Here is a 24,523-nt window from a genome sequence, read left to right on the forward strand (position 1 = left end):
TATTTTCTTATTTCTTTTTTTGTGTAATTCCTTCCCAGTTATCGGTTCTAAAAGAAGAAGCCGGCAATCCCGAGGCATTGGTTAAATTTCCGTTTGGATTGTCTGCCCAATTGTATCGCACCGAAACCGGATTCGGAACTTCCTGTGCATATACTTCTACTTTTCCGTTGACAATTTTGGCTTCTGCCCAATGAAATTTTTGGTCTGCTCCTGCAATTGAAAATCCTTTTAAAGAATTGTCTTTTGCTTTTATATTTTCATTAAAATCAAAATCGATCGTAATCACATTTGCTTTAACAGAATACGATTTATAAAGCGGCCCCGAATAATCAATTTTAGTATTGTAAACTTTTGCCAAAGCAATATTTGCCAAACGTCCGCCTACATCTTGTTTATTTTTTGGATGAATGTCTTCTCCGTTTCCAATATCGGTTGTTACAGCCATTCCAGTATTTGGCAGTTTCAAAGCCATGAATTGTGCTTCTCGTAACTCTGCCCAATCTGAATTATCCGGCTGTTGTTTTTGCTGTTTATAATTAGCCAGCTGGACAAACAAAAACGGAAGGTTTTTATCTTTAAATTTAGCTCTCCAGTCGTTTATCAATAGCGGTAATAATTTTTGATATTGAAAAGCTCTTTCCGCATTGCTTTCTCCCTGATACCAGATTACTCCTTTTATTTTATAATCTAATAAAGGTGAAATCATCGCATTATAAATCGCACTTGGTCTGTTTTGTCCTTGCGCCAAATACGGTTTTTCCGGTAAATCTTTACTGTCTGCACCAATATTATATTTCCAGTCTCCGGCTAACGAAAGAGTTTCATTTTCAGATTTTAATGTAATTTTTTCATCGGCATAAACTCCTCCGTTTCCTGCTCCGTCAAAAACTCTGATTGTGATGGTGTTTTCGCCTTTTTTCAGAAACTTAGCCGGAATTGTATAACGACGCTCTACATTATAACCTTTGGTTTCGCCAACATAATTTCCATTTATCCAAAGTATATCATCATCATCTGCATAATAACTCAGGTTAAAATCTTTACTATTATCAGAGATTGTAAACTTTTTTCTAAACCAGATTATTCCATCAAAATTGGCTAATCCGTTGCTGTCAAAAAAAGAAGGCAGTTTCATGATTTTCCAAGATGTATCATCAAAGTTTTCTGTTGCCCAAATTGCTTTTTCCTGCTGCATTCCTTTGTCGGCATTTGCAACTTGTTTTTCCCAAATAGCTAAATCAGCATTGTATTTTTGCTGTAAAGCTTCTCTGTTCGTTTCAGATTTCATGGCTTCGATTTCGGTATCAAAATCATGAATTGTACTTAACGCTCCAGAACTTGTCCAGGCTTCTATAAGCGTTCCTCCCCACGAAGAATGAATTAATCCTATCGGAATCTTTTTTTCTTTGTAAATCTTTCTGGCAAAAAAATAAGCTGTTGCGCTAAAGTCGGCAATTGTTTTTGGACTGCATACATTCCAGCCGTCGTGCTGTACTTTTAATGTATTTAATGGTAAAGTACTTTCAATATGTTCGGCTTGTAATAATCGTATTTGAGGGAAATCAGCGTTTTGAATTTCTTCTTTATAATTATCTATTTTTCCCCATCCTTCAAGAGGCATTTCCATATTGCTTTGCCCGGAACACAGCCAGACTTCACCAATTAAAATATTTTGAAGCGCTTTTACATCTCCGTCATTTATAGCAATAGAATACGGTCCGCCGTAAACAGGCGTTTTTAAAACCACATTCCATTTGCCATTTACAACATTGGCTTTATATGTTTTTTTATCCCAAGAAGTTGTAACCGAAACGGATTGCTTATCACTTTCTCCCCAAAACGGAACTGCGCTTTTTTGCTGCAATACCATATTATCTGTAAAAAAAGAAGGCAGTGTTACGGCAGCATTTACTGCATTTACCGAAAGTATCACCAACGATACAACTAAAATGGTTTTCTTAAAAAAATGTCTTTTCATATACATTCAATTAACGATTTATGATTTTGTACAAATGAGCATCTTTAGAACCAAGACTTACATTTATATTATTTTTTACATTAGTATTTTGATTTGTAAAAAGATTCTGCAGTTGATAATTACCCTTTTTTATACCCAATCTTTCCAGAGAAAGCGAATAATTTTTAGGTGTGCTACCATAATTTAAAACCGCTATATACCAATCGTTTCCTATTTTTTGTTCGAAAACTTCTGTGGTATGTTTTCCTGTATTTCCTTCTACCGGACGAAAAGCGACTCCGTGAGAAACAATTTTAAGCAGTTCTTTATTTTGAAGCCATTCTTTTGCACGTACGCTCCAAATTCCATCTTTACTGTAATCGTCTCCGGTAATTAAAGTTCCTGTAATAACTGCCGAAATTAATCGGGCGCGGTTCTCTCCTTCTGTTACATCTGCAAAAACCACATGATCGGCATCAATATAATCATAGGAATAAGTCTGCCACCAGCCATAATTTACGCTATTCAGCGTGTATTGAGTATGTTCGATTGTTTTCCAGGCATCGCATGCAATACGACGGACGTGGGCATAACGAGATGTTGCCATGTTTGGGGAAATAGCAGCATAAATAAGCATTTGTCCGTCTAATGCATTTACCAAATGTTCCATTCCCACTTTGTAAGCCTGCATTCCTGTAGTAACATTTTTATCGTAAAACGAAGTAGATTCTGCGGCAGCGTGACCTAAAAAGTCAATTTTGATCATTTTAAAACCGCACGCTTTTAGTTTATTAATGACATAATCAACACGCTTCAATGTTCCCGGATGTGTTGGGTCAATCGCTCTGGCGCCGTCAAAATCAAAATAGGTGTTTCCGGTTTTGGTCCACATCTCTCCAAAAGTATAATCACTTCCTTCGGCTTTGCGGTTTGGGCCATCTTTCCATCCCCAATCTGTAAAAGGCGCCCAATATGCTCCCGGTTCTAAACCTTTACTTTTACAATAATCTGCGAATTCTTTTAATTTGCTGAAATCTCCCGTAAAACCGCCTTTTACCATATTGTCCCAAAAAGAATCTAAATCGATATAAGCCGTATTTCCTACTCTAAACTGCGGGATTTCTTTTGCAAAAAAGTCTGCAACCTTTGTCGTATTTTCAAAATTAATTTTCTCCATCAAAACGCCCCAGCTGTTCCATCCGACCGGAGTTGGTTTGTCCCACTCAAAAACATAAGGCTTTTCTACAATGCGGTTCGTTTTAGCATATTCTTCCATACCATTTCGCCAATCTGAATAATAACCCACAAAGAATTTTGGAGATAAAACTTTATTGCCTTTTACCAAACCGTGTGCAATACTGTCGCGTGTAATTTCTTTTTCAGCATATCCTGCCCATGCAGAAAATAAAGTTTCTGGTTTTTTATTGGTAGTTTTTACGGCACTTTTCCAAACCGTATGTTCCAGAGAATCTATAATAAAACCATTTCTGGAAGTATTATTGAATAAAATTCCAACTTCGGCACTTGTATTATTCGAAATTGTATCTAACTTTTTTGAATTATAACTGATAAAGGCATCATTATCATAAGGAACAAAAACAGTTTGCAGATTTTCTATTTTATCAAAACTGATTTTCCCTAAATCTAATGGCGAAATATAATTGGCTGCGATTTGCTGCCCTGCGCCTAAAATTTCGATTTGAGTTATAAAATAGGACTGATTGTTATAAGTATAGAAGTTTTGGATTAGAGTTGGGTTATTTTTATCCGTATAAGTAAGTGAGTATTTTGTTCCTTTTCCTAAATTATCATTCAAAGTTTCTTTTGATAAAACTGCCTCTGAGTAATCAGTAACCGAAATTGTTTTACCATTTACAATAACTGAAGCTTTGGCATCTGAAAAAATAGTTTTCCCAGATTGGCTAACGGCAATTGTTTTTTGTTTTGCTTCATAAGTTATGATTCCGTTTTTCCCAAAAATCATTTTAATGTCTTTTTGAGCTAAAGCCGAATTAAAGAAAAATGCCACAAACAAAATGGACAAAAACACATTTTTGAACAGAAAAAAATTGGATTTCATTAAATGGTTATTTTGGTTATTATACTATTCTATACTACAATGATACAAATTAAAATTTATTTCGCAAGCACTTCAAAAAATATTTCACTAAATCTTCTTTTGAAAAGGCATTAAAAAATAATTTATACGATTAAAAAATTAGCATTTCAATCTTGCTTTCCCCTTAAAAATAAAGCATATAGCTACTAATGTATTCAATTTGCAGCTAACGCAGCCGAAAGAAATTTTTATTTCCTGAATAATTGTAAATTTTACAATTTTTTCAAATAATTTCAAAAAATAGCACGATAGATATCCACAATATTACGCTTCTCTTTGGTCAAAATATTCCAACTTCAATGCTTGTTTTCTATTTTTCACCAAATTGATTATTCAATTTATCCATACTTATTTTAAAGATTATTTAAAAACGAAAAACATAATTCTGGCAGCTTCAAAAATAAAATACCTCAAATTTTTAACAATATATTATTATTTTTCTTATCATTGTAGCACAGTATAGTATAGTACTGCATTCTAACTGTCTAAACCAAAATTATTATGCAAGAAAAAATTACAAAACAAAGATTATTTATTAAGGCATTGTTTACCACTGCAATGCTCTTTATAGCGTTATATACTTCAGCTCAGACTTATGAGTTTGAAAACGGTACACGTACTAATAGCGCTGACATACAAAACTGCGATTCCTGTTCCGGCAAAATTGTCGGCAATTTGGGAGGCAACAGCAGTGTATCTACAAATGTTACGGTTTCGGCTGCGGGTTTGTACAATCTTCAATTATTTTATTGTACCGGAGATCCGCGTACCATTCGATTAACGGCCGGTTCAGCTTCAGCAATATCAATTCCGTGTGATCCAAGCGGCGGATGGAGTACTGCCGCGTCTAAAAACATAAGCGTTTATCTAAACAGCGGAACCACAACACTGCTTTGGGACAATACAAATTCATGGGCGCCCAATTTAGATAAGTTTGTTTTAACGCCGCTTAGTTCTTCGAGTCTTCAAACTATTACTTTTGGTACAAACAATAGTATCGTTTACAATTTAGCTACGAAAACATATAGTGTAAAATTTAATGGAGCTACGGTTATTACGAATGCATCTGCTTACGCAAATAGTGATCAGCAGTATTTGAGCGGTAACTTTGCTACAGCTGCTTACACATCAGCACCATTTACAGATAATATTGGAAGCGGAACAAAACATATTTTTACGTTAAGCGGTAATTATACTTTAGGTATGCAGCAAATATTTTATACATATACTAATAAAGAATATGTAGCGGTACAAGTTGTACTTACCGGAAATGGATCGAACTGTTATAGAATGTCTCCTTTAACAAGTTATCAGGTAACGCCAAATTTTGGTACAGGCGATACCAGAGCTGTATTTGTTCCTTATGATAATGATGCCTGGATTCGCTATAATGCTAACGCTTTAAACTCGGCTGATTTTACTGCATCTGAGGTTACGAATATCTACAATAATACCAATCGTAAAGGTTTGGTTATTGGCTCTCTTGAACATACAAAATGGAAAACAGGTATTACAGTAAATGGCGGCGGTGCATCATCTGCTTATGTTTCGGTTATAGCAGGATGGACAAAGCAAGATATAACAAGGGATAAACGTGGTCATGGCTGGGTAAATGTGGGTCAAACAAGCTGTCCTTCGCCTAAAGTAATGATAAATGCGGGTGACGACTGGAGAACAGGTTTTGAAGAATTTGCTCAGGCAAATGCCGCATTGCAGCCCAAATATATTTTTGACTGGACGGCACCAAAACCTATCGGCTGGAATAGCTGGGGCGCCATGCAGACTAGTATAAATTTAACGAAAGCAAAAGCAGTTGTAGATTATTTTCATGATGACTGCCCTGCATTCAAAACGCAAGACAATACTTTATTTATAGATCTTGATTCTTATTGGGATAATATGACCGATGCTCAACTTGCACAGTTTGTTACGTATGCAAAAAGCAAAGGTTTTAAAGCGGGTATTTATTGGGCTCCTTTTGTGGATTGGGGAAAATACAATCGTCAGGTTGAAGGAAGTTCATACAATTACAATCAATGTTGGACAATGGTTAACGGAGCTCCACTTGAACTGGATGGTGCGTATGCAATGGACCCGACAAGTCCGGGAACTAAAGCCAGAATAAAATATTTTATAAATCGCTTTAAAGCAGCAGGTTTTGAAATGGTTAAAATTGACTTTTTGACTCACGCTAGTGTCGAAGCAGACAGCTTTGTAAATTACCAAATTCATACGGGTATGGAAGCGTATCAAGAAGGTATGAAATATTTAGTTGATGAAATTAACGGAACAATGCTGGTTGAGGCTGCGATTTCTCCAAATTTAGCAACCGGTCCGTTTGTTCATGTGCGTCGTATTGCTTGTGATGCGTACAGCACAATCAGCGATACTGAGTATACTTTAAACAGTACAACTTATGGCTGGTGGCAAAATCAGATTTATGATTATCTGGATGCAGATCATGTTGTGTTTGGTAATTCTTCTATCGGGCAAAATCGTGCGAGATTATTAAGCAGTGTGGTAACAGGAACTGTTACAACGGGTGATGATTTTTCTGTTGCAGGTGCATGGAAAGCTACAGGACAGAATCTTTTACAAAATGATGATGTTATGGATGCAGCCCGTAATGATATGCATTTTATTCCGTCTGATGGTAATACGGGATACAATGCCGCGAATATTTTCTACGCAACACACAACAATGTTACTTATGTTGCCGTATTTAATTACAGCAATGCTGCGACAACAAACAATATTAGTTTAAGCCGAATTGGCTTAGGTTCTGGAACTTATAACGTTAAAGAACTATATTCCGGGACAGTAAGTACGGCACAAGGTACATTAAGTGCTCAGCTTCCTCAGGCCGATGCTGCTTTGTATGCTATTTATGACGGCCCAATTTTGAGCACTCCTGACTTTAACTGGGGAATTGCTGCTACAAACTATATTTTCCCTAATCCTGCTTCAACAACTTTCAGGATTAAATTTGATCATACGATTAGCGGACCTGCTGTTATTTCAGTATACGATATATCTGGTAAAGAAGTATCAAAAACATCTTTGGCTGCTGAAGATATGATTAGTTCTGAAATTCCGGTAAACAATCTTGCAAAAGGTGTTTATGTGGTAAAAGTTTCATCGGCAGATAATAAGGTTCAAAACTTTAAGTTTGTGAAAAAATAAATAGTTACTTCTTAAAAAAATCCCGATTTTCACTTCAAAATGAAAATCGGGATTTTTTATTTTGCAAATCAGAACCTCAACTTGTTATTTTAAATTATTCATATTTTTATTTATACAATTAATTACAATAACTTTGCAATTTCATTAAGCAAAATAAACAGCATGGACATAGTTAAATTTAAAATTACATCAAAAACGATAAAAGTAGAAGTACGCAATTCGAATAATTATGTTTTTAATTTTAATACTGCCTTAGATATTGCAAAAGAAGACAAAGATGTTTTATTAAAACTTTACCACGCATTAGATCTTTTGTTTAAGAAAGAAACTCCTCCGGAAAATAAAAATTACATTTCGCCGAATCAGACTAATATTCTGGATCAGATTTCGGCTGTTGATAATTTAGAAAACGAAGAATAAATAAAGTTCCCTATAAAAAAGAAGCCCTTAAATATTTCTATTTAAGGGCTTCTTTTTAGTATTATTTTTAATCAAATCGTTCTTTGTATTTTTTAAATAATGTATTCATTACTAAAAGCACTACTCCAACGCCCAGTAAAACTAATGCTCTTATAAGGAAATCGGCATTTGATAAATCGAAAAACATTAATCGAATTACACAGACACCAACTAAGGAAAGTGAAACGTAACGGAAATATTTTTCTTTCAGGATAATTCCGAGGATCAGCAATCCTAAAGATTCTAAAATCCAGAAGAAGGTCAAGATTCCTTTATCAAACGAAAGAAATAAAAACAATCCGATGCTAAAAGTAGCCGGATAAATAATAATACTATTTCTTAATTTGAAATCTTCAATGTATTTGTAAATGATAAAAATATACAAAGCAAGCAGAGCAAATATGATCAAATAAACGAATTCAAATTTAGCTTCGAAATAATTAAAGCTTACAAAAGCTAAATGAAAGTTAGCCAGCAAATAGTAAACAATGCTGATTTCTTTTTTGTTCCCTATTTTTTTATAATAAAGCAATAGATTCACAATAGCTGTCGCCGCCCAAAATACAGGAAGCCATTTATGTTCCAACTGGGAAAACATAATAATAGAAAGCCAGATATTTACCGCTATTTGGTAATCTAGCAGCAAGGATTTAATAAACTCTTTTTTCTTTGTCAGAAAAACTAAAACAATCAATAATACAATTGCCGAAAGTTGTAAAACCCAATCCTGCAAAGTAAAATGATTGAGTACTTTGATACTGTAATACACAGAAGTTAAAATAGATAAAAGCCCAATAACCAATATTGATTCTGAAACCAATTCTATTTTTTTGTATAAAATCAAACCAAAATTAAGAATTGCCAAAAACATAAATAGTAAAGGCAGATAGACTATTTCTACCTGAATAAATAATAAAGCAATTATCCATAAGTTTTGAATAAGAGGTAAAATTGCAATAAACATTTTCCCTTGTTCTTTCTGACTCTTCATCTGCAGATAACTATAAGCGGCAGATATCAAAACACTTATTGTTTGTGTGATATAAAGTATATTTTTATTCAACCCTTTATCTGCATCAAAAACAGCTAAATAAATACTTAAAAGCACGCAGCCTATCAACAGTATAAAAGAATAGATATTATAGCGTTTCATTTTTTCGGTTTTTTGGAAAATCCAAAAAGTGACCAACGCTAAACTTCCTAAATAAACCGGAATATAATCTATTTGAATACAAGAGAATCCAAAAACCAATGCATTAAAAAGAATGAATTCAGAATTTAGTGTGCCGAAATTTTTCCAGTCTAAAATTTCTTCATTCGATTTATTCCTGATTTTATCTGCAAACAAAATGTAAACTTCGATAACAGAAAGCCCAACGGCGGTTAGAGCAATTTCGGTATTATTTAAAAACTGGGTATTGTATAAAAACAAGGCACTTCCGAATATTGAAAAAGCAAGACAAAAAAGATATAACAATACTTGATTGTCATTAGAAAGTGATTTTCGTTTAAACTGAATCCAAAGAAATTCGTGATTTAGCAGCGCAGCAGTAAATAATCCGAAAATTTGAATAATATCATAACCCGCTAAATATTTATAATTAAACAAAACTAATAAAGCATTTACACCAATAATCCCAATGGTTTTTATGGTATGCTCATTTGTATAAAATAATTTTACAAACCAGTTAAAGGTTATCACAGCAATAATTCCTAAAGCAAAAACCAGGTCTAAATTAGATTTAGAGTTTTGGAAAATTAATAGTAAACCTGCAATTATAGTTGTGTTTAAAAATAGGAATCGTCCTAAATCAAAAGTATTGGTTTTGAATTTGAATCGTAATAAACACCATAATAAAGCAAAAAACACAAGAGGATAATAAAACGAAATTTCGATCGTATGATACCAGCTTACAAAAAACAATGCAGAGAACAGCACAGAGAAAATTCCGTTTAAGCTCAAATCTTTCTTAACAATTAAAGAATCAATTTCTAAGAACTCCTTTTTTACAGCGCAGAAAACAGGAACGATTAATGTAATTAAAGTCATAACAATCAACGACACAAAAGTACTGGTGCTATTCGTTTGCTCAAAAGGTGCATTAACCTGCACAATAAAGAATCCAAAAATGATTAAACCTAAAATGTGATTAAGCCCTAAAAATATTTTATGCAGCAAAGTTTCTCCGCTTTTGTAAACGATAAATAAACAAGTGATAACCAAAAAGTATAATACGCAAGCAATAACATCAAAACCTACTTTCCAGTCGTTAAGCATAATAATACTTAATGAGAAAAGTAAAAATGAAACCATTCCGTCTAAATGATACAGCCAGAAAATCTTTTTCTTTCTGGCAAAAAGAGCAGCAAAAAGGCAAAGAATTCCCGCAGCAAACAAAACAAATATTTTGATTTTACTTCCGGTTGAATGCAAAATTAAACCTAAAGCAAATAAAATCCAGTTCGTAAGATGTGTTATAAAAGCAATTCGGTCAAAGCGTGTATTCGCATAAATGCTTCGGTATTGCATGTACATACAACTTACTGAAACCAAAATAATGCCCAATATCGCAAATATATTTTGAGACGGACTGAGACTATGTACTCCTTGTGTAAACCAAATATCAAATATTATAAAGGCAGAAATAACGATCAATAAATGATATTCCCATTTTTCTTTATACGCTAAAATAATTCCCGCCGTCGCGGTTAAAGCTGCCAGCAAAAATTTAATCAGAAGTTTTTCGGGAATAACGCATAAAACCAAAATACTTAAAATGACATGAAGCGATAAAAAGGTTTGTTGTTTTATAATATACCCTACATATAAATTTATGGCAATTCCAACCCCAATGAGTGAATAAGCGAGCGGAATACTTTCTATAAAAGTAAGCGCGGGAATTTGCGAAGCGCCAAAACATCCAAACAAAAACAAACTTGCTCCGGCACTGCGAAGCCAAAGTCCCGTTTTAAACCATTTTTCTTTTTTCTTTAAAAAGAAATAAGAACCCACTAAAACTCCAGAATAAAGCCAAAGAATTAAAACCCTAAACATTGGCGAAACCTTCAAAGCTGTATAAATGCTTAAATAACCAATTCCTAAAACCATTATGGCGGTTCCTAAAATTCCTGTCCAGTTTTCGGCAAACTGCTGTTCTAGTTTTTTTATAAAAATTGAAAAAGCACTTTCTACATACACTTCTTCTTCCTTATGCTGAGGTTCCGTTTGTTTTTCAAATTCAGGAATTGACTGTGTTTCGATATTTTCTATCGGGGCAGGAGTTTCTTTCTCTTCAACAATTTTGTTGGTGTCACGAACAGGAATTCCTTGCGAATCAAAGCTTAAAGCAATTTTCTCTAAAGCTTCTTCATTAATCCTATTTTGTTCATCTTGAAGAACATCAAGACTATTAACAGGATCTGGAATTGGAGGTGAAATTTCAACTACTGGTGCAGGAATTTCTTCAATTTCAATTTTTTGCGGTAAATCAGCAGTAAAACCAAATTGGGAAATCTGTTTTTTAATCTCACTAATTTCATTTTTTAAAGAATTGTAATCTTCTCTGCTTTTTCTATAAAGAGAATCCAGATGTTCGTTTTCTTCCTTTACTTTCGAAAGACTATTAAACAGGACGATAACACAGACAAATAAGATAAAAAGTATAAAGTACTCCATAGTTTGAATTTTGACTTGGCGAATGTAGAATTTTACATGTATTTAATTTCTGCCAAATTTCTTCCTAAAATAGAATAGATTTTTGGATTTAAGTCTGTAATTAGAATAAAAATAAAAAAGTCAGATTTTGATAAACAAAAAATCTGACTTTTTTAAAACACTTTGAAGATTCCTCAATCAAAGTTTATTATTGATTTGCCCCGCCGTTTACCAGTAAATGCTGGCCGTTTACGAAAGAAGATAAATCACTTGCAAAAAATTCAGCAATATTAGCTACATCTTCCACTTCTGCCAATCTTCCCATTGGACAGCTGTCGATTAATGATTTTCTTAATTCAGGATAACTGTTTTCATCTGCAAAAATTCCCGAATGATCTACAGCAAACGGAATAATCGTATTAACCGTAATTCCTTTATGTCCAATTTCTTTAGATAAAACATCGACCATATAACGCGGCGTAGTTTTACTTCCGCCATAAATCGCCATTCCCGGAATTGGAAAAGCTGTTGTACTTGAAGCAATATAAATTATCCTTCCGTTGTTTTCTACTTTTTTCGCGGCTTGCTGCATTGTGAAATAAGCTCCTTTTGTATTGATAGAAAAAAGCTTATCAAACTGAGATTCTGTAAATTCTGCAACCGGAGTTTCTACCATTTCGATTCCGGCATTAGCAACAACAATATCAATTTTTCCAAAAGCTTTAATAGCTTCTTCAAATAATCTTTCGATATCGGCAACTACACTTACATCGGCCTGAACAGCAATTACTTTTACGCCCATAGCCGTAATGTTTGACACTACTTCATCTGCAGAAGCTTTGTCTTTTGAATAATTAATTACAATATTAGCACCTAATGATGCATATCTTTCTGCAATAGCTTTTCCTAAACCTCTGGCAGAACCTGTAATTACTGCCACTTTATTATTTAATATTTTCATGATTTTTAAATTTTAATTGTTGAATGATTTTGATACGATTTGAAGTGAAGAATCATTGAGCCAGGCAAATGTAAATCCTGCAATTACCGGAATCAGAAGGCTGACAATAGCCACAAATTCAAGTTCCGGATGTACTCCGAAAATGATAATCAATCCGATAAACCAAGCCGGAATACTTTTTAAACCTTCTATTTTGGATAAAAAAGCTAATGAACCAATGAATAAAAATACAGCCAGTTGAAAACCTGCAACTCCAATGAAGCTTTCAAAAAATTTCGCCGAAACCATTATTCCAACTCCCATCAGTATTCCGAAGATTATTTGTACGAAGACCGGAATAGAAGTTTTAATTGATTTTCCGAATAAATAATAACTTACCCAAGCCAGGAACATCGTCCACGTTGGCCATTGTAACATGAATGAAACCGTAACGGCAGCAGCGCCAAACAATCCTAATATTATTGCGTTTATGTATGTTTTCATAATTTTTAATTTTAAGATTAAGCCATTCCGCCGTTAACACCAATATTTTGCGCATTGATCCATTTTGCATCGTCAGAAGCAAGGAATACCACAACATTTGCAATATCATTTGTTTCTCCAATTCTGTTGAATGCTGATAATGACGCTAATCTTGCGATCACTTCTTCCGATTTTCCGTTTGTGAATAATTCTGTGTTTGTTGGTCCGGGCGAAACGGAGTTTACGTTAATTCCTCTTGAACCAATTTCTTTAGAAAAAACTCTTGTCAATTGCTCCACAGCAGATTTTGTGGCTACATAAGTCGCGTAACCCGGAAGCATAATACGATTTACAGAAGTCGAAAAATTGATAATACTTCCGTTATCAGCCAGTTTTGTAGCCGCTTCACGCATCGTATTAAAAGTTCCTTTAACATTGATATTAAAGTGACGGTCAAAATCTTCATCTGTAGTATCCTTGATTAATTTGGTAATCATAATACCAGCGTTGTTAATCAAAACATCGATTTTGCCAAAATGCGCGATACTTTCGTCAAAAAGATTTTTAACTTCTGCAGAATTGCTTACGTCTGCTTTAATGGCCAAAGCCTCGCCTCCGTTAGAAATGATTTCCTGAGCCAGTTTTTCGGCAGGTTCTTTACCTCCTGCATAATTGATAATAACTTTTGCTCCGGCCTGAGATACTTTTAATGCAATTGTGGCTCCAATTCCTCTTGATGAACCTGTAATTAAAACTACTTTGTCTTTTAAATTTTCCATGATTATTTATAAATTTTGTTATGTCATTATCGACAGTACAAAATTGCAAATAGACAGGAAGGTGGCTGTTGCGAAGATTACAGATTGAAATGCAAATTTCAAAGCATGCTATAAATCGGCAGACTTTCTATATTCCTCAGGCGAGGTTTTAGTGTTTTTTTTGAAGTAATTACTAAAATGCGAAGTTTCTATAAAACCCAATTTATAGGCAATCTCTTTAATGGAAAGCGTGGAATTTTTTAAAAGCGATTTTGCTTCTGCAATCAATTTTTCCGAAATCCAGTTACTAACTGATTTTCCGGTTTTACTTTTAATAACATTGTTAAGATAATTTTCATGAAGATTTTGTGCCAAAGCATAATCCTTTACCCGAAGCTGTTTATCCGTTTTTCCGTCCAGCAATTCCCTAAAATGCTGTTCGAGGTTTTTCTTGAAGTTTTTTACAATTTGAGAACTTTTATTTCCTTCGTATATCGGGTTATAATTGTTCCAAAAAGCTTCTTTTATCTTCAAAAGTAAAATGACCAAAAAACTGCCAATTACTTTATTTTTTATGGAAGATGTCGAAGCAAATTCTTTTTCCATTTGAAGATAAATTGTTTCAAACTCTTTAAAATCGGTTTCATTCAAGTTTCTCGGATAAACTGTTTCCGACAATAAAAAAGGAAATTCTTTGAAGATATCCGTATGAACATTTTCTTTTAAAAAGCTTTCTGTAACCGTTATCAAATAAACATCAGTAATCTCATCCCATTCAAAAGATTTAAAATGCCCCGGATTTGTAAAATATACCGTTCCCTGTTCTGTCGTAAACGAAACATCATCTGTTGTATATTTTCCTTTTGCATCTTTTACAAATAAAAAAGAAAAATAACTCGGCCTATATCCAATCGATTTAAAAGGCAGTACCGGATGCAGATCTTTTAAATTGTTGATTGTTAAACCATCATTGTCAATAATTTCGTTTACAGGAAGTCCCATATTTTTATAGGTTTCGTGTAAGTTTTTAAATAAAATTATTTCTTTAGACATTGGTTCCTCTTTGTAAGTTCAAGCGAATATAAGATTTTTTCACAAAAGCCCATTCGTTTCGTTTTCAGCATTCTGAACCTCTCAACAAAATAACTTTGGACTTTTCAACAAAATAACTTCTCTGCATTCTCCTGAAATTTGCCCTATAAAAATACAATCGATGATAAATTCCAATCAAAAAGTATTAGTTACCGGCGGAACAGGCTTTGTTGCTATACACAGCATTTTGCAATTACTCAATCGTGGTTACAAAGTGAGAACAACTGTTCGCTCGCTAAAAGGCAAAGAAAAGATTTTTGAAATGCTCGAAAACGGCGGCATTACAGATTTTAGTGATTTAGAATTTATTGAAGCTGATTTAACCAGTGATACTAACTGGACAGAAGCTATGATCGATTGCGATTACATTTTGCACATCGCCTCGCCTATATTTTTAAGATTACCCAAAAACGAAGACGAAATGATTCGCCCAGCCGTTGACGGCACTTTACGTGTACTAAAAGCTGCAAGAAACGCAGGTGTAAAACGTGTTGTAATGACTTCTAACTTTGGAGCTGTCGGCTACAGTCATAAAGATAAAAATTCACTTATTACTGAAGAAAGCTGGACAAACCCTAACGAAAAAGGACTTTCAACATACAATAAATCTAAAGTTCTGGCAGAACAAGCTGCTTGGAATTTTATGAAAAATGAAGGCGGTGCATTAGAGCTTTCTGTAGTAAACCCTATGGGAATTTTTGGACCTTCCTTATATCCTGATTTATCGAGTGGTTTTGAATTGCTTAAAAAGATATTAGACGGTTCGATGAAAGCAATTCCGGATATTCGATTAGGAATTGTCGACGTAAGAGATGCTGCCGAATTACACATTTTGGCAATGGAAAGCCCCGATGCAAAAGGACAGCGATTTCTGGCATTATCCGGCGGCACGATGTCCTTAATGGAAATAGTAAAACTGCTGAAAGAAAAAATGCCGTATGTAACCGAAAAGGCATCGACAAAATCTTTACCTACCTTTATAATACGTATAACGGCATTATTTAACGATCAGGCAAAAGCGATTTTGCCTTTAGTTGGTGTTTATCGGAATGCCAGCAACGAAAAAGCAAAAACAATATTAGGCTGGAAACCCCGAAGCAATGAAGAAGCGATAACCGCCACAGTCATAAGTTTAATAAAATGGAAATCTCTTAAAATATAAAAGATGAAAGTAATTATTACCGGTGTCACCGGAATGGTTGGCGAAGGCGTTTTAATAGAATGCCTTGAAAATAATCAAGTAGAATCAATATTATATGTGGGAAGAAAACCAAGCGGAAAATCGCATCCTAAACTAACGGAATATCTTGTTCCTGATTTTCTTTCGCTGAAAAGCGATGATACCAAGCTTTCTGGTTATGATGCGTGTTTTTATTGCGCCGGAATTAGCAGCGTAGGACTTGATGAAGCCCAATACACTTATATTACTTATGATACAACAATACATTTTGCAGAAGTTGTTCTCAACCAAAATCCGAATCTTGTTTTCAATTTTATTTCGGGATCGCACACCGATAGTTCTGAAAACGGAAAAGTAATGTGGGCGCGTGTAAAAGGAAAAACAGAAAATGCTTTGCAAAAAATGTCTTTCAAAGCACAATACAATTTCCGTCCGGGATTAATGAAACCGGATCCAACGCAAATTCACTTAAAAGGATTTAATAAATACATCAAATTCCTGTACCCGATTATGGGATTATTTTACACAGGCTGCGAAACCAGAGAAATTGGCCGCGCCATGATTTCGACAGCACGATTCGGATTCTCTCAAAAAATATTGGAAGCAATTGACATTAAAAAAGCCGCGAACTAAAAATGAAAAAGCGAATTCTAAAAATTATCAAAAGAATACTAATTGTTCTCGTAATACTAATTCTGATTCTTGGTTTCAGTACTTGGTTGTATATGCAAAAAGCAACATTTGGAAGTTTACCTTCAGACGAAAGTATGGCTCGAATTGAAAAATCATCTCATTATAAAAATGGAGAATTTCAAAATAATACTTACACACCAACATTTGCGCCCGGTTATACTTTTTGGGGCGTAATACGAAAACAGCTTTTTGATAAAAAAGTTCCAACTGAACCTACCGGCAAAATTCCGTCGGTAAAAAGAGATTTGAAACATTTACCGGCAGATCAGAATTTGTTGGTTTGGTTTGGGCATTCTTCTACCCTTTTGCAAATTGATGGTAAGAAAATTTTAATCGATCCTATTTTTAGCGATAATGCATCGCCTATTCCGAATAGTGTAACCGTTTTTGCAGGAACAAATTCGTATCATGTTGAGGATTTACCCGAAATTGATTATCTGCTGATTTCTCACGATCATTACGATCATCTTGATTATGAAACTGTTTTGGCATTAAAAGATAAAGTCAAAACTGTAATTTGCGGTTTGGGTGTTGGCGCGCATTTTGAACGCTGGGGATATCCTAAAAATAAGATTATAGAAGAAGACTGGAACGATTCCATCACGGTTGGAAAAGATTTCACGATTCATACACTTCCGGCAAGACATAAATCTGGTCGCGGATTCACACAAAACCAATCTTTATGGGCGTCATATTTAATTAGTTCTCCCAAAATGAAAGTATTTTACAGCGGCGATGGCGGTTACGATACACATTTTGCCGAAATCGGAAAGAAATTTGGTCCAATCGATGTTGCCATTATGGAAAACGGACAATACAATAAAGCTTGGCATTATATCCACATGCTTCCCGAAGAAACTCTTCAAGCCGCGAAAGATCTAAACGCCAAAAGTGTTGTTCCGGTTCATAATTCGAAATTTGCATTGGCTAAACATAGATGGAACGAACCGTTAAATGAGATCACTCGTTTAAATGAAAAATATCACATTCCGCTGATTACGCCTATTATGGGAGAAATCGTTAATTTTGATAGTCCTAAAGTATTCCAACAATGGTGGAAAACTAATCCTGAAAAATAAACGCTTTATGAAATATACAGAAATCAAAAGTTGTTATATAGGTCCCGAAATATCGCCGGAACATTTTATTGCAGAACATTTCTTTTTGTATCTGGCAAAAGGCACTATTGAAGGTTATGACGGAGTTAGTAAATACAACTTAAAACCAGGCGAATACTGCATTGCCCGAAAAAATCATCTCGCACGATACAACAAACAAAAACAAAACGGAGAATTTGAAAAAGTCGTGGTAATTTTTGATACTGAGTTTTTAAAAACTTTTGCCGCAAAACATAAAACCAAAGCTCAAAAAAGTGAAGATGAAGCGGCATTTTTTGCTTTAAAGAAAACAAATCTGGTTCCGAATTTCATTCTTTCCTTAATGCCTTATTATAATGATGGCGGCGAAATCGACGAGACTTTTTCGAATATAAAACGGGAAGAATTGCTTTTGATTCTTCTAAAAGAAAATCCGCAATTGACAGACATTTTATTTGATTTTGCGCCGCCGGAAAAAATAGATTTAGAAGCTTATATGAACCGTAATTATAAGTTTAATATCAGCATGGAACGTTTTGCGTATTTAACCGGAAGAAGTATTTCGGCTTTCAAACGTGATTTTGCTTCCATTTTTTCAGATACTCCAAGCCGCTGGCTCATTCAGCGTAGACTAAAAGAAGGTTATTTTTTAATGGAAAAGAAAGGCAAAAAACCTTCGGACATTTATCTTGATCTTGGTTTTGAAGATCTCTCCCATTTTTCTTTTGCTTTTAAAAAGAAATATGGGTTTTCGCCATCTGATATTTTAAAATCGATGAAGAAAATATAAACTTAACTAACTAATAGACAACACCATACTTCCCAAAAAAAATAATACTAATCCATCGATTCCTCATAATTATTTCCTAAATTAGCTAATACTATTCTTCTTACAAAGAACTACTATGCAGATAATTACAAGAAAATACACCCCATAAAATGAATTAAAAAATTACAACGGTTTTAAAAAGAGAATAGAAATTTTTAAAATGCTTTATAAATTTAAAAACCATATTTATGAACAAAAAAATTCTTTTATCAGTTTGCATGATAGCTTTTATCGCCTGCAACAAAACAGAAAAAAAATCTATCTCCGAAAAAAATAATGAAACTCTAAGTGATGAGCAAATAATTCAAACAGTAAGAGGAGGCTATGAATTTGCATATCCTGTTATACTATTTTATGCCACTCAGCGAGTAATGACTAATACTGAAAAAATTGTCGTTGATAATGGACCTATGCGAGCTCCTATAAATCAATTGGTGAGTGCAAGTCATTTTCCGGATGCTAAGGATCATACCGTTATTAGAATGAATGTCGATACTTATTACACCTCATCCTGGATGAATTTAGAAAAAGAACCGTTAGTATTCCAGATTCCCAATACAAATAATCGATATTACCTCGTACCAATGCTGGACGCATGGTCAAACGTATTTTTTTCACCGGGAAAAAGAAGCACCGGTACTGAAGCCCAAACTTATTTAATTACAGGACCTGGATGGAATGGTCAGGTCCCTTCAGGAATGCAGCAGGTAAAAGCTCCAACAAATATGATTGTATTGCTTGGACGAACACAAGTTAATAGTCCAAAAGATGGAGCAGATATTGTTAGAAAAATACAAGAAGGATACAAAATTACACCATTAAGTGCCTACGGGAAACCCTATACTCCACCAAAAGGAACAATCGATCCTGCAATTCACCGTAAAGCTCCCGGAGATGCCGTAATGGATATGTCTGCAGAAGAATTCTTTAATACATTCAACAAATTACTCGTTACTAATCCGCCTGCCGCTGCAGACTCAGTAATTGTAAAAAAGCTAGCCCTTGTTGGTATTGCTCCCGGCGCCAAGTTTGAGATTTCAAAATTCTCAAAAGCGGTACAGGACTCTATAAATGTAATCTCAGATTGGGCAAAAACAGAAATGCTTAAAAATGGTTTTGGTTCAAGCAAAGCTGTTAATGGCTGGTCATTAGAACGTGGATTAGGGAATTATGGTACAAATTATAAATTTCGTGCCGGAGTCGCCTATACAGGCTGGGGCGCTAATCTCGATAAAGATGCAATGTATCCTTCTTCGACTGTTGACATCAACAACAATCCTTATGATGGTACCAAAAATAAATACATTTTACATTTTGATAAAGACCAGACTCCACCTACCAATGCTTTTTGGAGTTTAACACTTTATGATGCTACAGGATTTTTTTATGACAATTCTATAAATCGTTACTCCATTGGCGACAGAAATCCATTAAAGAAAAACAGTGATGGTTCTATAGATATTTATATCCAAAACGAAAATCCCGGTAATGACAAGCAAAACAACTGGCTGCCTGCCCCAAAAGCTAGTTTTAATTTAATGCTGAGGGTTTATTGGCCGAAAGAAGAAATGGTGAATGGGAAATGGAAAATACCTGGTGTAAAAAAACAAAACTAAAAAATTTTCAGCATTTTAAAATCGATGAAGAAAGTCTAGAATTCTATTTTTACTTTTGTATATAAACCTGTACATATGAAAAAAGTAATTCTAAACCTTGCGGCTACATTAGACGGATTTATTGAAGGTCCAAATGGAGAAATTGATTGGTGTATAATGGATGACGACATGAATTTTGATGCCTTCCTCAATAGCATCGACACTATATTTTACGGAAGAATAAGTTATGATGCATGGGGAAATTTTCAGGCAGATGAAAATGCTGATCCTGATGAAAAAGAAATATGGAAGAGCATTCATTCTAAAACCAAATTTGTTTTTTCGAGCCAAAATCGAAATGATGAAAATGCAGTTTTTATTTCTTCGGATATTGCCCGTAAAGTAGCCGAAATAAAAAATCAGGAAGGTAAAGATATCTGGCTGTATGGCGGGGCAAGTCTTATCAAGACCTTTATAAACTTAAACCTTATTGATATTTACAAAATTTCTGTTCATCCGGTTGCTTTAGGTTCGGGAAAGCCTTTATTTGAAAATTTATCAAAACGTATTGGCTTAAAACTAATTGATACCAGAGTTTTTAAATCTGGAGTTGTAGAATTGACTTATCAGCCGGAATAAGCAACAAATAAAAATAGTTGTATCTTAGCGGGAGCTTAACTTAAAATACCATGTCCATAACAACAGAAGCAGAATTAATCGGAATGAAAAAGGCAAGCGAAGCTGTAGCATACGCTTTAAGAGAAATGAGAAATTATGCCAAACCCGGAATTTCAACAAAAGAATTAGACGATTACGGCGGAAAAATCCTGAATGATTTAGGCGCAAAATCGGCACCATATGTAACATATGGATTTCCCGGCTGGACTTGTATCAGCGTAAACAAAGAATTTTGCCACGGAATTCCTTCTGATAAAAGAATATTGAAAGAAGGCGATTTAATCAATATTGATGTTTCGGCAGAATTAAACGGTTTTTTTTCAGATAATGGAGGTTCGTTTGTTATTGGAGAAGATATAAACCGTCATCAAAAATTGATTGAAGCTTCAAAAGAAATTCTGCATAAAGCAATTCACAATATAAAAGGCGGCGTTCGTATTTCTGATATTGGTTTTATAATGGAAACCGAAGCCAAGAAAAGAGGTTACAAAGTCATCAAAAATTTAACTGGTCACGGTATTGGAAGAGGTCTTCATGAAGCACCACACGAAATTGCCAATTACAGAGATAAATTTAACTTAACCAGATTTAAGAAAAATTCTGTAGTTGCCATTGAAACTTTTATCTCAACAACTTCTACAATTGCCGAAACTCTGCAAGACGGCTGGACAATGGTTGGAAATAAAGGTGGTTTTATGGCGCAGCACGAACATACGATTATTGTTACTGATAGAAAACCTATTATTTTGACAGAAATGAATGAGATTTGGAATTAAGGCTTATTAATATACAATGAACAAAAATATAGTCTTTGTTATTTTTTGCATCCTTTTTATTTCTTGTGGTAACATTGAAGAAAACAATCTCATTTCTGAATCTCAAAAGAACGAAAACTTTAGAATTACAACAACAGAAAAAGACTTAGATGAAAATAATCATTTACACTTAGAGAGAAAACAGTTTAAAGTTTTTGATAAATACAATAGAATAATAAATATTGACAATAATTCATTTCTTTTTTATGACCAGAATAATAAACTTATAAATATAAAATCAGTCTATAAAAGAGAAGGGAAAGGTTTAGCAAAAGTTATAAATGAAAAACGCATTTATGACTTAAATGGAAATCTTCGTTTTATATTGGATGAAAATGACACGACTTCTTATTTTACCTATAATCGGGACAAAAAACTTATTAAAGAAATTTACCCTCGCCAGGAAATATTTTATGAGTATAAAAACAATTTAATCTCTAAGAAAACAATTATTGAAGATGGCGACACATTGGAAGTTCATAACTACGCTTACGATAAATCAAAAAAATTGAATACAGACGTTTACGTTTTCAGCAAGAAAAACAAAATGAAAGTATTTTATAAATATTATTCCAATAATAAACTGTTTAGCAAAAGAGACAGTAGCTATTCCAAAACAAATGATCCAAATGAATATATTGAATTCCTTACTGAATACTATTATGATAAAAACGATTCGGTTGTTGAAATAAGGAAATCTGGAAGAATACTAAGTGAAAAGGTATTTAAACTACGTGGAAAAACAAAGTTCGAATACCTTACAAATCGTCCAAAATAAATTCAGATTAAAAAAAATCCTAACTACTCTAGCCATTCTTTAAATGCTTCGCACGCAATCTGCTTAAAAATTCAGGTGTAATTCCTAAATAAGAAGCGATATACTGCTGTGAAACTCTTTGCGAAATTGTTGGATAACGCGTTACAAATTCAATATATTGATCCATTGCCGTTGAAGAAACGGTTTTAAACAATCGTTTTTGCAATTTCGATAAATGCCTTTGAATCATCAAACGAAACATTCTTTCTAATTGCGGAACTTCGTTTATCAAATTCTCTTTAGACTGACGGGTTAAAACCAATAATTCGCAATCTTCAAGCGTTTCAATATACATATCACTCGGAATCTGATCTTCAAAACTGGTAATATCACTTACCCACCAATCTTCGGTTGCAAATTGCAGTGTAAGTTCAATTCCTGCATCATCAATAAAATATTCACGAATACAGCCTTTATTAATGTAAGCTTCAAAATTGCATACTTCGCCAGCCTGTAATAAGATTGTTTTTTTTGGAATCAGTCTCAATTCCAGACTGTTTTCAAAAATTTTAATCTCTTTTTCAGAAAGGCGGACAGACCTTGAAAGATATTCTCGTATTCTTTGAAACATTGTTTTACTGATTTACAAGATGTAAATATAAGATGATTTATTTATTAATATTTCTTGATCTAGTTTAAGAAATGAGGAAACAAATTATTTCATCTTTGAATCCCTAACATTTTATAAATCAAAATAATGAATGATCAAATTCTACACTTAAGAATTGCTTTAGCTTTATTGGCTATTGAAGATCTGATCCCCAGCTACATGGACGTTCAGGAAGACAAAGTAATTTCAAACGGAAATGTAGCCGTATGTATTATTGACGAAGAAGGAACCGTTTATGGCCGCATGTACGGAAATGATAAAGCCAGAAAAAGACAATCGTATAAAATTGCGTGGACAAAAGCGAGTCAGGTTTGGCTTACCGGAGTAAAAACGGGAGATTATGAAAAATTGGTTTTTAATAATATTGTAGATGAAAATGCGAACGGAATTGACGCTCCAGATCTTATTGGCTGGCAGGGCGGACAACCTTTAACCTTATCCGACGGAACAAAACTTTCTGTTGGTTTTAGCGGCTTTAGAGGCACTAGCGATTTAGAAATTGTAATTAAAGCATTTAAAAAAATATAAAAATTCAGCACAAAAATATGAGTTACATACCTGATTCAAACCGATATCAAAAAATGGAATACCGCCGCAGCGGTAAAAGCGGATTAATGCTGCCTGCCCTTTCTCTTGGTTTGTGGCACAACTTTGGCGCGATTGACAATATCGAAAACGCCCGTAAAATATTGCACACTGCATTTGATAATGGTATAAGTCATTTTGATTTGGCCAATAATTATGGTCCGCCGGCGGGATCTGCAGAGCAGACTTTTGGTCAATTATTTAAAGAAGATTTCAAACCTTTCCGTGATGAACTTGTGATTTCTACCAAAGCTGGATGGCCTATGTGGGATGGCCCTTACGGCGATTGGGGATCAAAAAAACATTTAGTTGCGAGTTTAGATCAGAGTCTTTCCCGCCTCGGATTAGATTATGTGGATATTTTTTATCATCACAGACCAGATCCAAATACGCCATTAGAAGAAACTATGGCAGTACTTGACATAATTGTACGTCAGGGAAAAGCACTTTATGTGGGTATTTCGAGCTACGATCCTGAAGAAACTCAAAATGCAATTAAAATTCTGAAAGAATTAGGAACGCCTTGTTTAATTCATCAGCCTAAATATTCGATGCTGGAGCGTACTATCGAAAACGGTTTACTGGATGTTTTGGGAACTAACGGAGTTGGCGGCATCGCTTTTTCGCCTTTGGCACAAGGGCTTCTTACCAATAAATATTTAAACGGAATTCCTGAAAATTCACGAGCAAATGCACACCGTGGAAACGGAGCAATTGAAGAAGACGCAATTACGCCGGAGAATATTGCAAAAGTTCGTCTGCTAAATGAAATGGCATTAGAGCGCGGACAAAGCTTGGCGCAAATGGCATTGTCATGGGTTTTAAAAGACAAACGTATCAGTTCGGTTATCATTGGCGCAAGCAAACCAGAACAGGTTTTAGATTCTGTTGGCTGTCTTAAAAACACTGCTTTTTCTGCAGATGAGCTTCAGAAAATTGATAACATTCTAGCCTAAAACGATACTAACTATTTAACCA

Annotated in this window: 20 protein-coding genes; 12 read left to right on the forward strand and 8 right to left on the reverse strand. The window is 34.3% G+C overall.

The window, feature by feature from the left end; translation table 11 throughout:
* Positions 1 to 7: 7 nt before the first annotated feature.
* Both BUE10_RS14855 and BUE10_RS14860 read right to left on the reverse strand, forming a co-directional pair.
* Positions 8 to 1,978 (reverse strand): sialate O-acetylesterase, encoded by a 1,971-nt coding sequence (locus BUE10_RS14855; protein WP_073486364.1) that lies wholly within the window; start codon positions 1,976 to 1,978, stop codon positions 8 to 10.
* A 10-nt stretch (positions 1,979 to 1,988) separates the two neighbouring features.
* Positions 1,989 to 4,037 (reverse strand): alpha-galactosidase, encoded by a 2,049-nt coding sequence (locus BUE10_RS14860; protein WP_073486365.1) that lies wholly within the window; start codon positions 4,035 to 4,037, stop codon positions 1,989 to 1,991.
* Positions 4,038 to 4,577: 540 nt separating this feature from the next.
* Here BUE10_RS14860 and BUE10_RS14865 point away from each other — a divergent pair.
* A complete protein-coding gene (locus tag BUE10_RS14865; RefSeq protein ID WP_073486367.1) occupies positions 4,578 to 7,259 on the forward strand; it encodes a T9SS type A sorting domain-containing protein in 2,682 nt (893 codons plus the stop codon).
* A gap of 162 nt (positions 7,260 to 7,421) precedes the next feature.
* Positions 7,422 to 7,679: a hypothetical protein gene (locus BUE10_RS14870; RefSeq protein WP_053474453.1), complete on the forward strand. Its 258-nt coding sequence runs from the start codon at positions 7,422 to 7,424 to the stop codon at positions 7,677 to 7,679.
* Positions 7,680 to 7,746: 67 nt separating this feature from the next.
* Here BUE10_RS14870 and BUE10_RS14875 read toward each other — a convergent pair whose 3' ends face one another.
* The 5 genes from BUE10_RS14875 to BUE10_RS14895 form a co-directional block, all read right to left on the reverse strand.
* Positions 7,747 to 11,394 carry a DUF2339 domain-containing protein gene (locus BUE10_RS14875; protein WP_073486369.1) on the reverse strand — a complete coding sequence of 1,216 codons (3,648 nt, stop codon included), beginning with the start codon at positions 11,392 to 11,394 and terminating at the stop codon, positions 7,747 to 7,749.
* Between the two features lie 187 nt (positions 11,395 to 11,581).
* Positions 11,582 to 12,334 (reverse strand): SDR family oxidoreductase, encoded by a 753-nt coding sequence (locus BUE10_RS14880; protein WP_073486371.1) that lies wholly within the window; start codon positions 12,332 to 12,334, stop codon positions 11,582 to 11,584.
* Between the two features lie 12 nt (positions 12,335 to 12,346).
* Positions 12,347 to 12,817 (reverse strand): DUF1097 domain-containing protein, encoded by a 471-nt coding sequence (locus BUE10_RS14885; RefSeq protein ID WP_073486373.1) that lies wholly within the window; start codon positions 12,815 to 12,817, stop codon positions 12,347 to 12,349.
* 17 nt (positions 12,818 to 12,834) lie between these two features.
* On the reverse strand, positions 12,835 to 13,575 hold the full coding sequence (locus BUE10_RS14890) for an SDR family oxidoreductase (RefSeq protein ID WP_073486375.1): 741 nt from the start codon (positions 13,573 to 13,575) through the stop codon (positions 12,835 to 12,837).
* A 108-nt stretch (positions 13,576 to 13,683) separates the two neighbouring features.
* Complete coding sequence (locus BUE10_RS14895; protein ID WP_073486377.1) at positions 13,684 to 14,607, reverse strand: helix-turn-helix domain-containing protein; 924 nt, start codon at positions 14,605 to 14,607, stop codon at positions 13,684 to 13,686.
* A gap of 160 nt (positions 14,608 to 14,767) precedes the next feature.
* On the opposite strand from BUE10_RS14895, the gene BUE10_RS14900 reads away from it, so the two are divergent.
* From BUE10_RS14900 to BUE10_RS14935, 8 genes are all read left to right on the forward strand, one after another.
* Positions 14,768 to 15,808, forward strand: coding sequence for an SDR family oxidoreductase (locus BUE10_RS14900; protein ID WP_073486379.1), 1,041 nt, complete (start codon positions 14,768 to 14,770; stop codon positions 15,806 to 15,808).
* 3 nt (positions 15,809 to 15,811) lie between these two features.
* Positions 15,812 to 16,459, forward strand: coding sequence for a Rossmann-fold NAD(P)-binding domain-containing protein (locus BUE10_RS14905; RefSeq protein ID WP_073486381.1), 648 nt, complete (start codon positions 15,812 to 15,814; stop codon positions 16,457 to 16,459).
* A gap of 2 nt (positions 16,460 to 16,461) precedes the next feature.
* Entirely contained in the window at positions 16,462 to 17,598 is a 1,137-nt protein-coding gene (locus BUE10_RS14910; protein WP_073486383.1) for an MBL fold metallo-hydrolase, read from the forward strand.
* Positions 17,599 to 17,605: 7 nt separating this feature from the next.
* Positions 17,606 to 18,406 (forward strand): helix-turn-helix domain-containing protein, encoded by an 801-nt coding sequence (locus BUE10_RS14915; protein ID WP_073486385.1) that lies wholly within the window; start codon positions 17,606 to 17,608, stop codon positions 18,404 to 18,406.
* Positions 18,407 to 18,633: 227 nt separating this feature from the next.
* The gene (locus tag BUE10_RS14920; RefSeq protein WP_073486387.1) at positions 18,634 to 20,061 is read left to right on the forward strand and encodes a DUF1254 domain-containing protein; all 1,428 of its coding nucleotides are present in this window, start codon (positions 18,634 to 18,636) and stop codon (positions 20,059 to 20,061) included.
* 75 nt (positions 20,062 to 20,136) lie between these two features.
* Positions 20,137 to 20,679: a dihydrofolate reductase family protein gene (locus BUE10_RS14925; protein ID WP_073486389.1), complete on the forward strand. Its 543-nt coding sequence runs from the start codon at positions 20,137 to 20,139 to the stop codon at positions 20,677 to 20,679.
* 50 nt (positions 20,680 to 20,729) lie between these two features.
* Positions 20,730 to 21,494: a type I methionyl aminopeptidase gene (map, locus tag BUE10_RS14930; RefSeq protein ID WP_073486391.1), complete on the forward strand. Its 765-nt coding sequence runs from the start codon at positions 20,730 to 20,732 to the stop codon at positions 21,492 to 21,494.
* A gap of 16 nt (positions 21,495 to 21,510) precedes the next feature.
* Positions 21,511 to 22,311, forward strand: a complete 801-nt coding sequence (locus tag BUE10_RS14935) for a hypothetical protein (protein ID WP_073486392.1) — start codon at positions 21,511 to 21,513, stop codon at positions 22,309 to 22,311.
* Between the two features lie 28 nt (positions 22,312 to 22,339).
* Here the strand turns inward: BUE10_RS14935 and BUE10_RS14940 are convergent, their stop codons facing one another.
* Positions 22,340 to 22,921 carry a Crp/Fnr family transcriptional regulator gene (locus BUE10_RS14940; RefSeq protein ID WP_073486394.1) on the reverse strand — a complete coding sequence of 194 codons (582 nt, stop codon included), beginning with the start codon at positions 22,919 to 22,921 and terminating at the stop codon, positions 22,340 to 22,342.
* Between the two features lie 126 nt (positions 22,922 to 23,047).
* Here BUE10_RS14940 and BUE10_RS14945 point away from each other — a divergent pair, with 126 nt between their 5' ends.
* Positions 23,048 to 23,488 (forward strand): GlcG/HbpS family heme-binding protein, encoded by a 441-nt coding sequence (locus tag BUE10_RS14945; protein ID WP_091290668.1) that lies wholly within the window; start codon positions 23,048 to 23,050, stop codon positions 23,486 to 23,488.
* A 17-nt stretch (positions 23,489 to 23,505) separates the two neighbouring features.
* Complete coding sequence (gene mgrA / locus BUE10_RS14950; RefSeq protein ID WP_073486398.1) at positions 23,506 to 24,501, forward strand: L-glyceraldehyde 3-phosphate reductase; 996 nt, start codon at positions 23,506 to 23,508, stop codon at positions 24,499 to 24,501.
* Positions 24,502 to 24,523: the final 22 nt, after the last annotated feature.

Origin of the sequence: Flavobacterium sp. CF108 (genome assembly GCF_900129795.1) — a bacterium.
Lineage (GTDB): Bacteria > Bacteroidota > Bacteroidia > Flavobacteriales > Flavobacteriaceae > Flavobacterium.

Bases quoted from the DNA above. Each gene is read 5' to 3' on its own strand.
- BUE10_RS14855 (WP_073486364.1), bottom strand. From the start codon at position 1,978: ATGAAAAGACATTTTTTTAAGAAAACCATTTTAGTTGTATCGTTGGTG.
- BUE10_RS14860 (WP_073486365.1), bottom strand. From the start codon at position 4,037: ATGAAATCCAATTTTTTTCTGTTCAAAAATGTGTTTTTGTCCATTTTG.
- BUE10_RS14865 (WP_073486367.1), top strand. From the start codon at position 4,578: ATGCAAGAAAAAATTACAAAACAAAGATTATTTATTAAGGCATTGTTT.
- BUE10_RS14870 (WP_053474453.1), top strand. From the start codon at position 7,422: ATGGACATAGTTAAATTTAAAATTACATCAAAAACGATAAAAGTAGAA.
- BUE10_RS14875 (WP_073486369.1), bottom strand. From the start codon at position 11,394: ATGGAGTACTTTATACTTTTTATCTTATTTGTCTGTGTTATCGTCCTG.
- BUE10_RS14880 (WP_073486371.1), bottom strand. From the start codon at position 12,334: ATGAAAATATTAAATAATAAAGTGGCAGTAATTACAGGTTCTGCCAGA.
- BUE10_RS14885 (WP_073486373.1), bottom strand. From the start codon at position 12,817: ATGAAAACATACATAAACGCAATAATATTAGGATTGTTTGGCGCTGCT.
- BUE10_RS14890 (WP_073486375.1), bottom strand. From the start codon at position 13,575: ATGGAAAATTTAAAAGACAAAGTAGTTTTAATTACAGGTTCATCAAGA.
- BUE10_RS14895 (WP_073486377.1), bottom strand. From the start codon at position 14,607: ATGTCTAAAGAAATAATTTTATTTAAAAACTTACACGAAACCTATAAA.
- BUE10_RS14900 (WP_073486379.1), top strand. From the start codon at position 14,768: ATGATAAATTCCAATCAAAAAGTATTAGTTACCGGCGGAACAGGCTTT.
- BUE10_RS14905 (WP_073486381.1), top strand. From the start codon at position 15,812: ATGAAAGTAATTATTACCGGTGTCACCGGAATGGTTGGCGAAGGCGTT.
- BUE10_RS14910 (WP_073486383.1), top strand. From the start codon at position 16,462: ATGAAAAAGCGAATTCTAAAAATTATCAAAAGAATACTAATTGTTCTC.
- BUE10_RS14915 (WP_073486385.1), top strand. From the start codon at position 17,606: ATGAAATATACAGAAATCAAAAGTTGTTATATAGGTCCCGAAATATCG.
- BUE10_RS14920 (WP_073486387.1), top strand. From the start codon at position 18,634: ATGAACAAAAAAATTCTTTTATCAGTTTGCATGATAGCTTTTATCGCC.
- BUE10_RS14925 (WP_073486389.1), top strand. From the start codon at position 20,137: ATGAAAAAAGTAATTCTAAACCTTGCGGCTACATTAGACGGATTTATT.
- map (WP_073486391.1), top strand. From the start codon at position 20,730: ATGTCCATAACAACAGAAGCAGAATTAATCGGAATGAAAAAGGCAAGC.
- BUE10_RS14935 (WP_073486392.1), top strand. From the start codon at position 21,511: ATGAACAAAAATATAGTCTTTGTTATTTTTTGCATCCTTTTTATTTCT.
- BUE10_RS14940 (WP_073486394.1), bottom strand. From the start codon at position 22,921: ATGTTTCAAAGAATACGAGAATATCTTTCAAGGTCTGTCCGCCTTTCT.
- BUE10_RS14945 (WP_091290668.1), top strand. From the start codon at position 23,048: ATGAATGATCAAATTCTACACTTAAGAATTGCTTTAGCTTTATTGGCT.
- mgrA (WP_073486398.1), top strand. From the start codon at position 23,506: ATGAGTTACATACCTGATTCAAACCGATATCAAAAAATGGAATACCGC.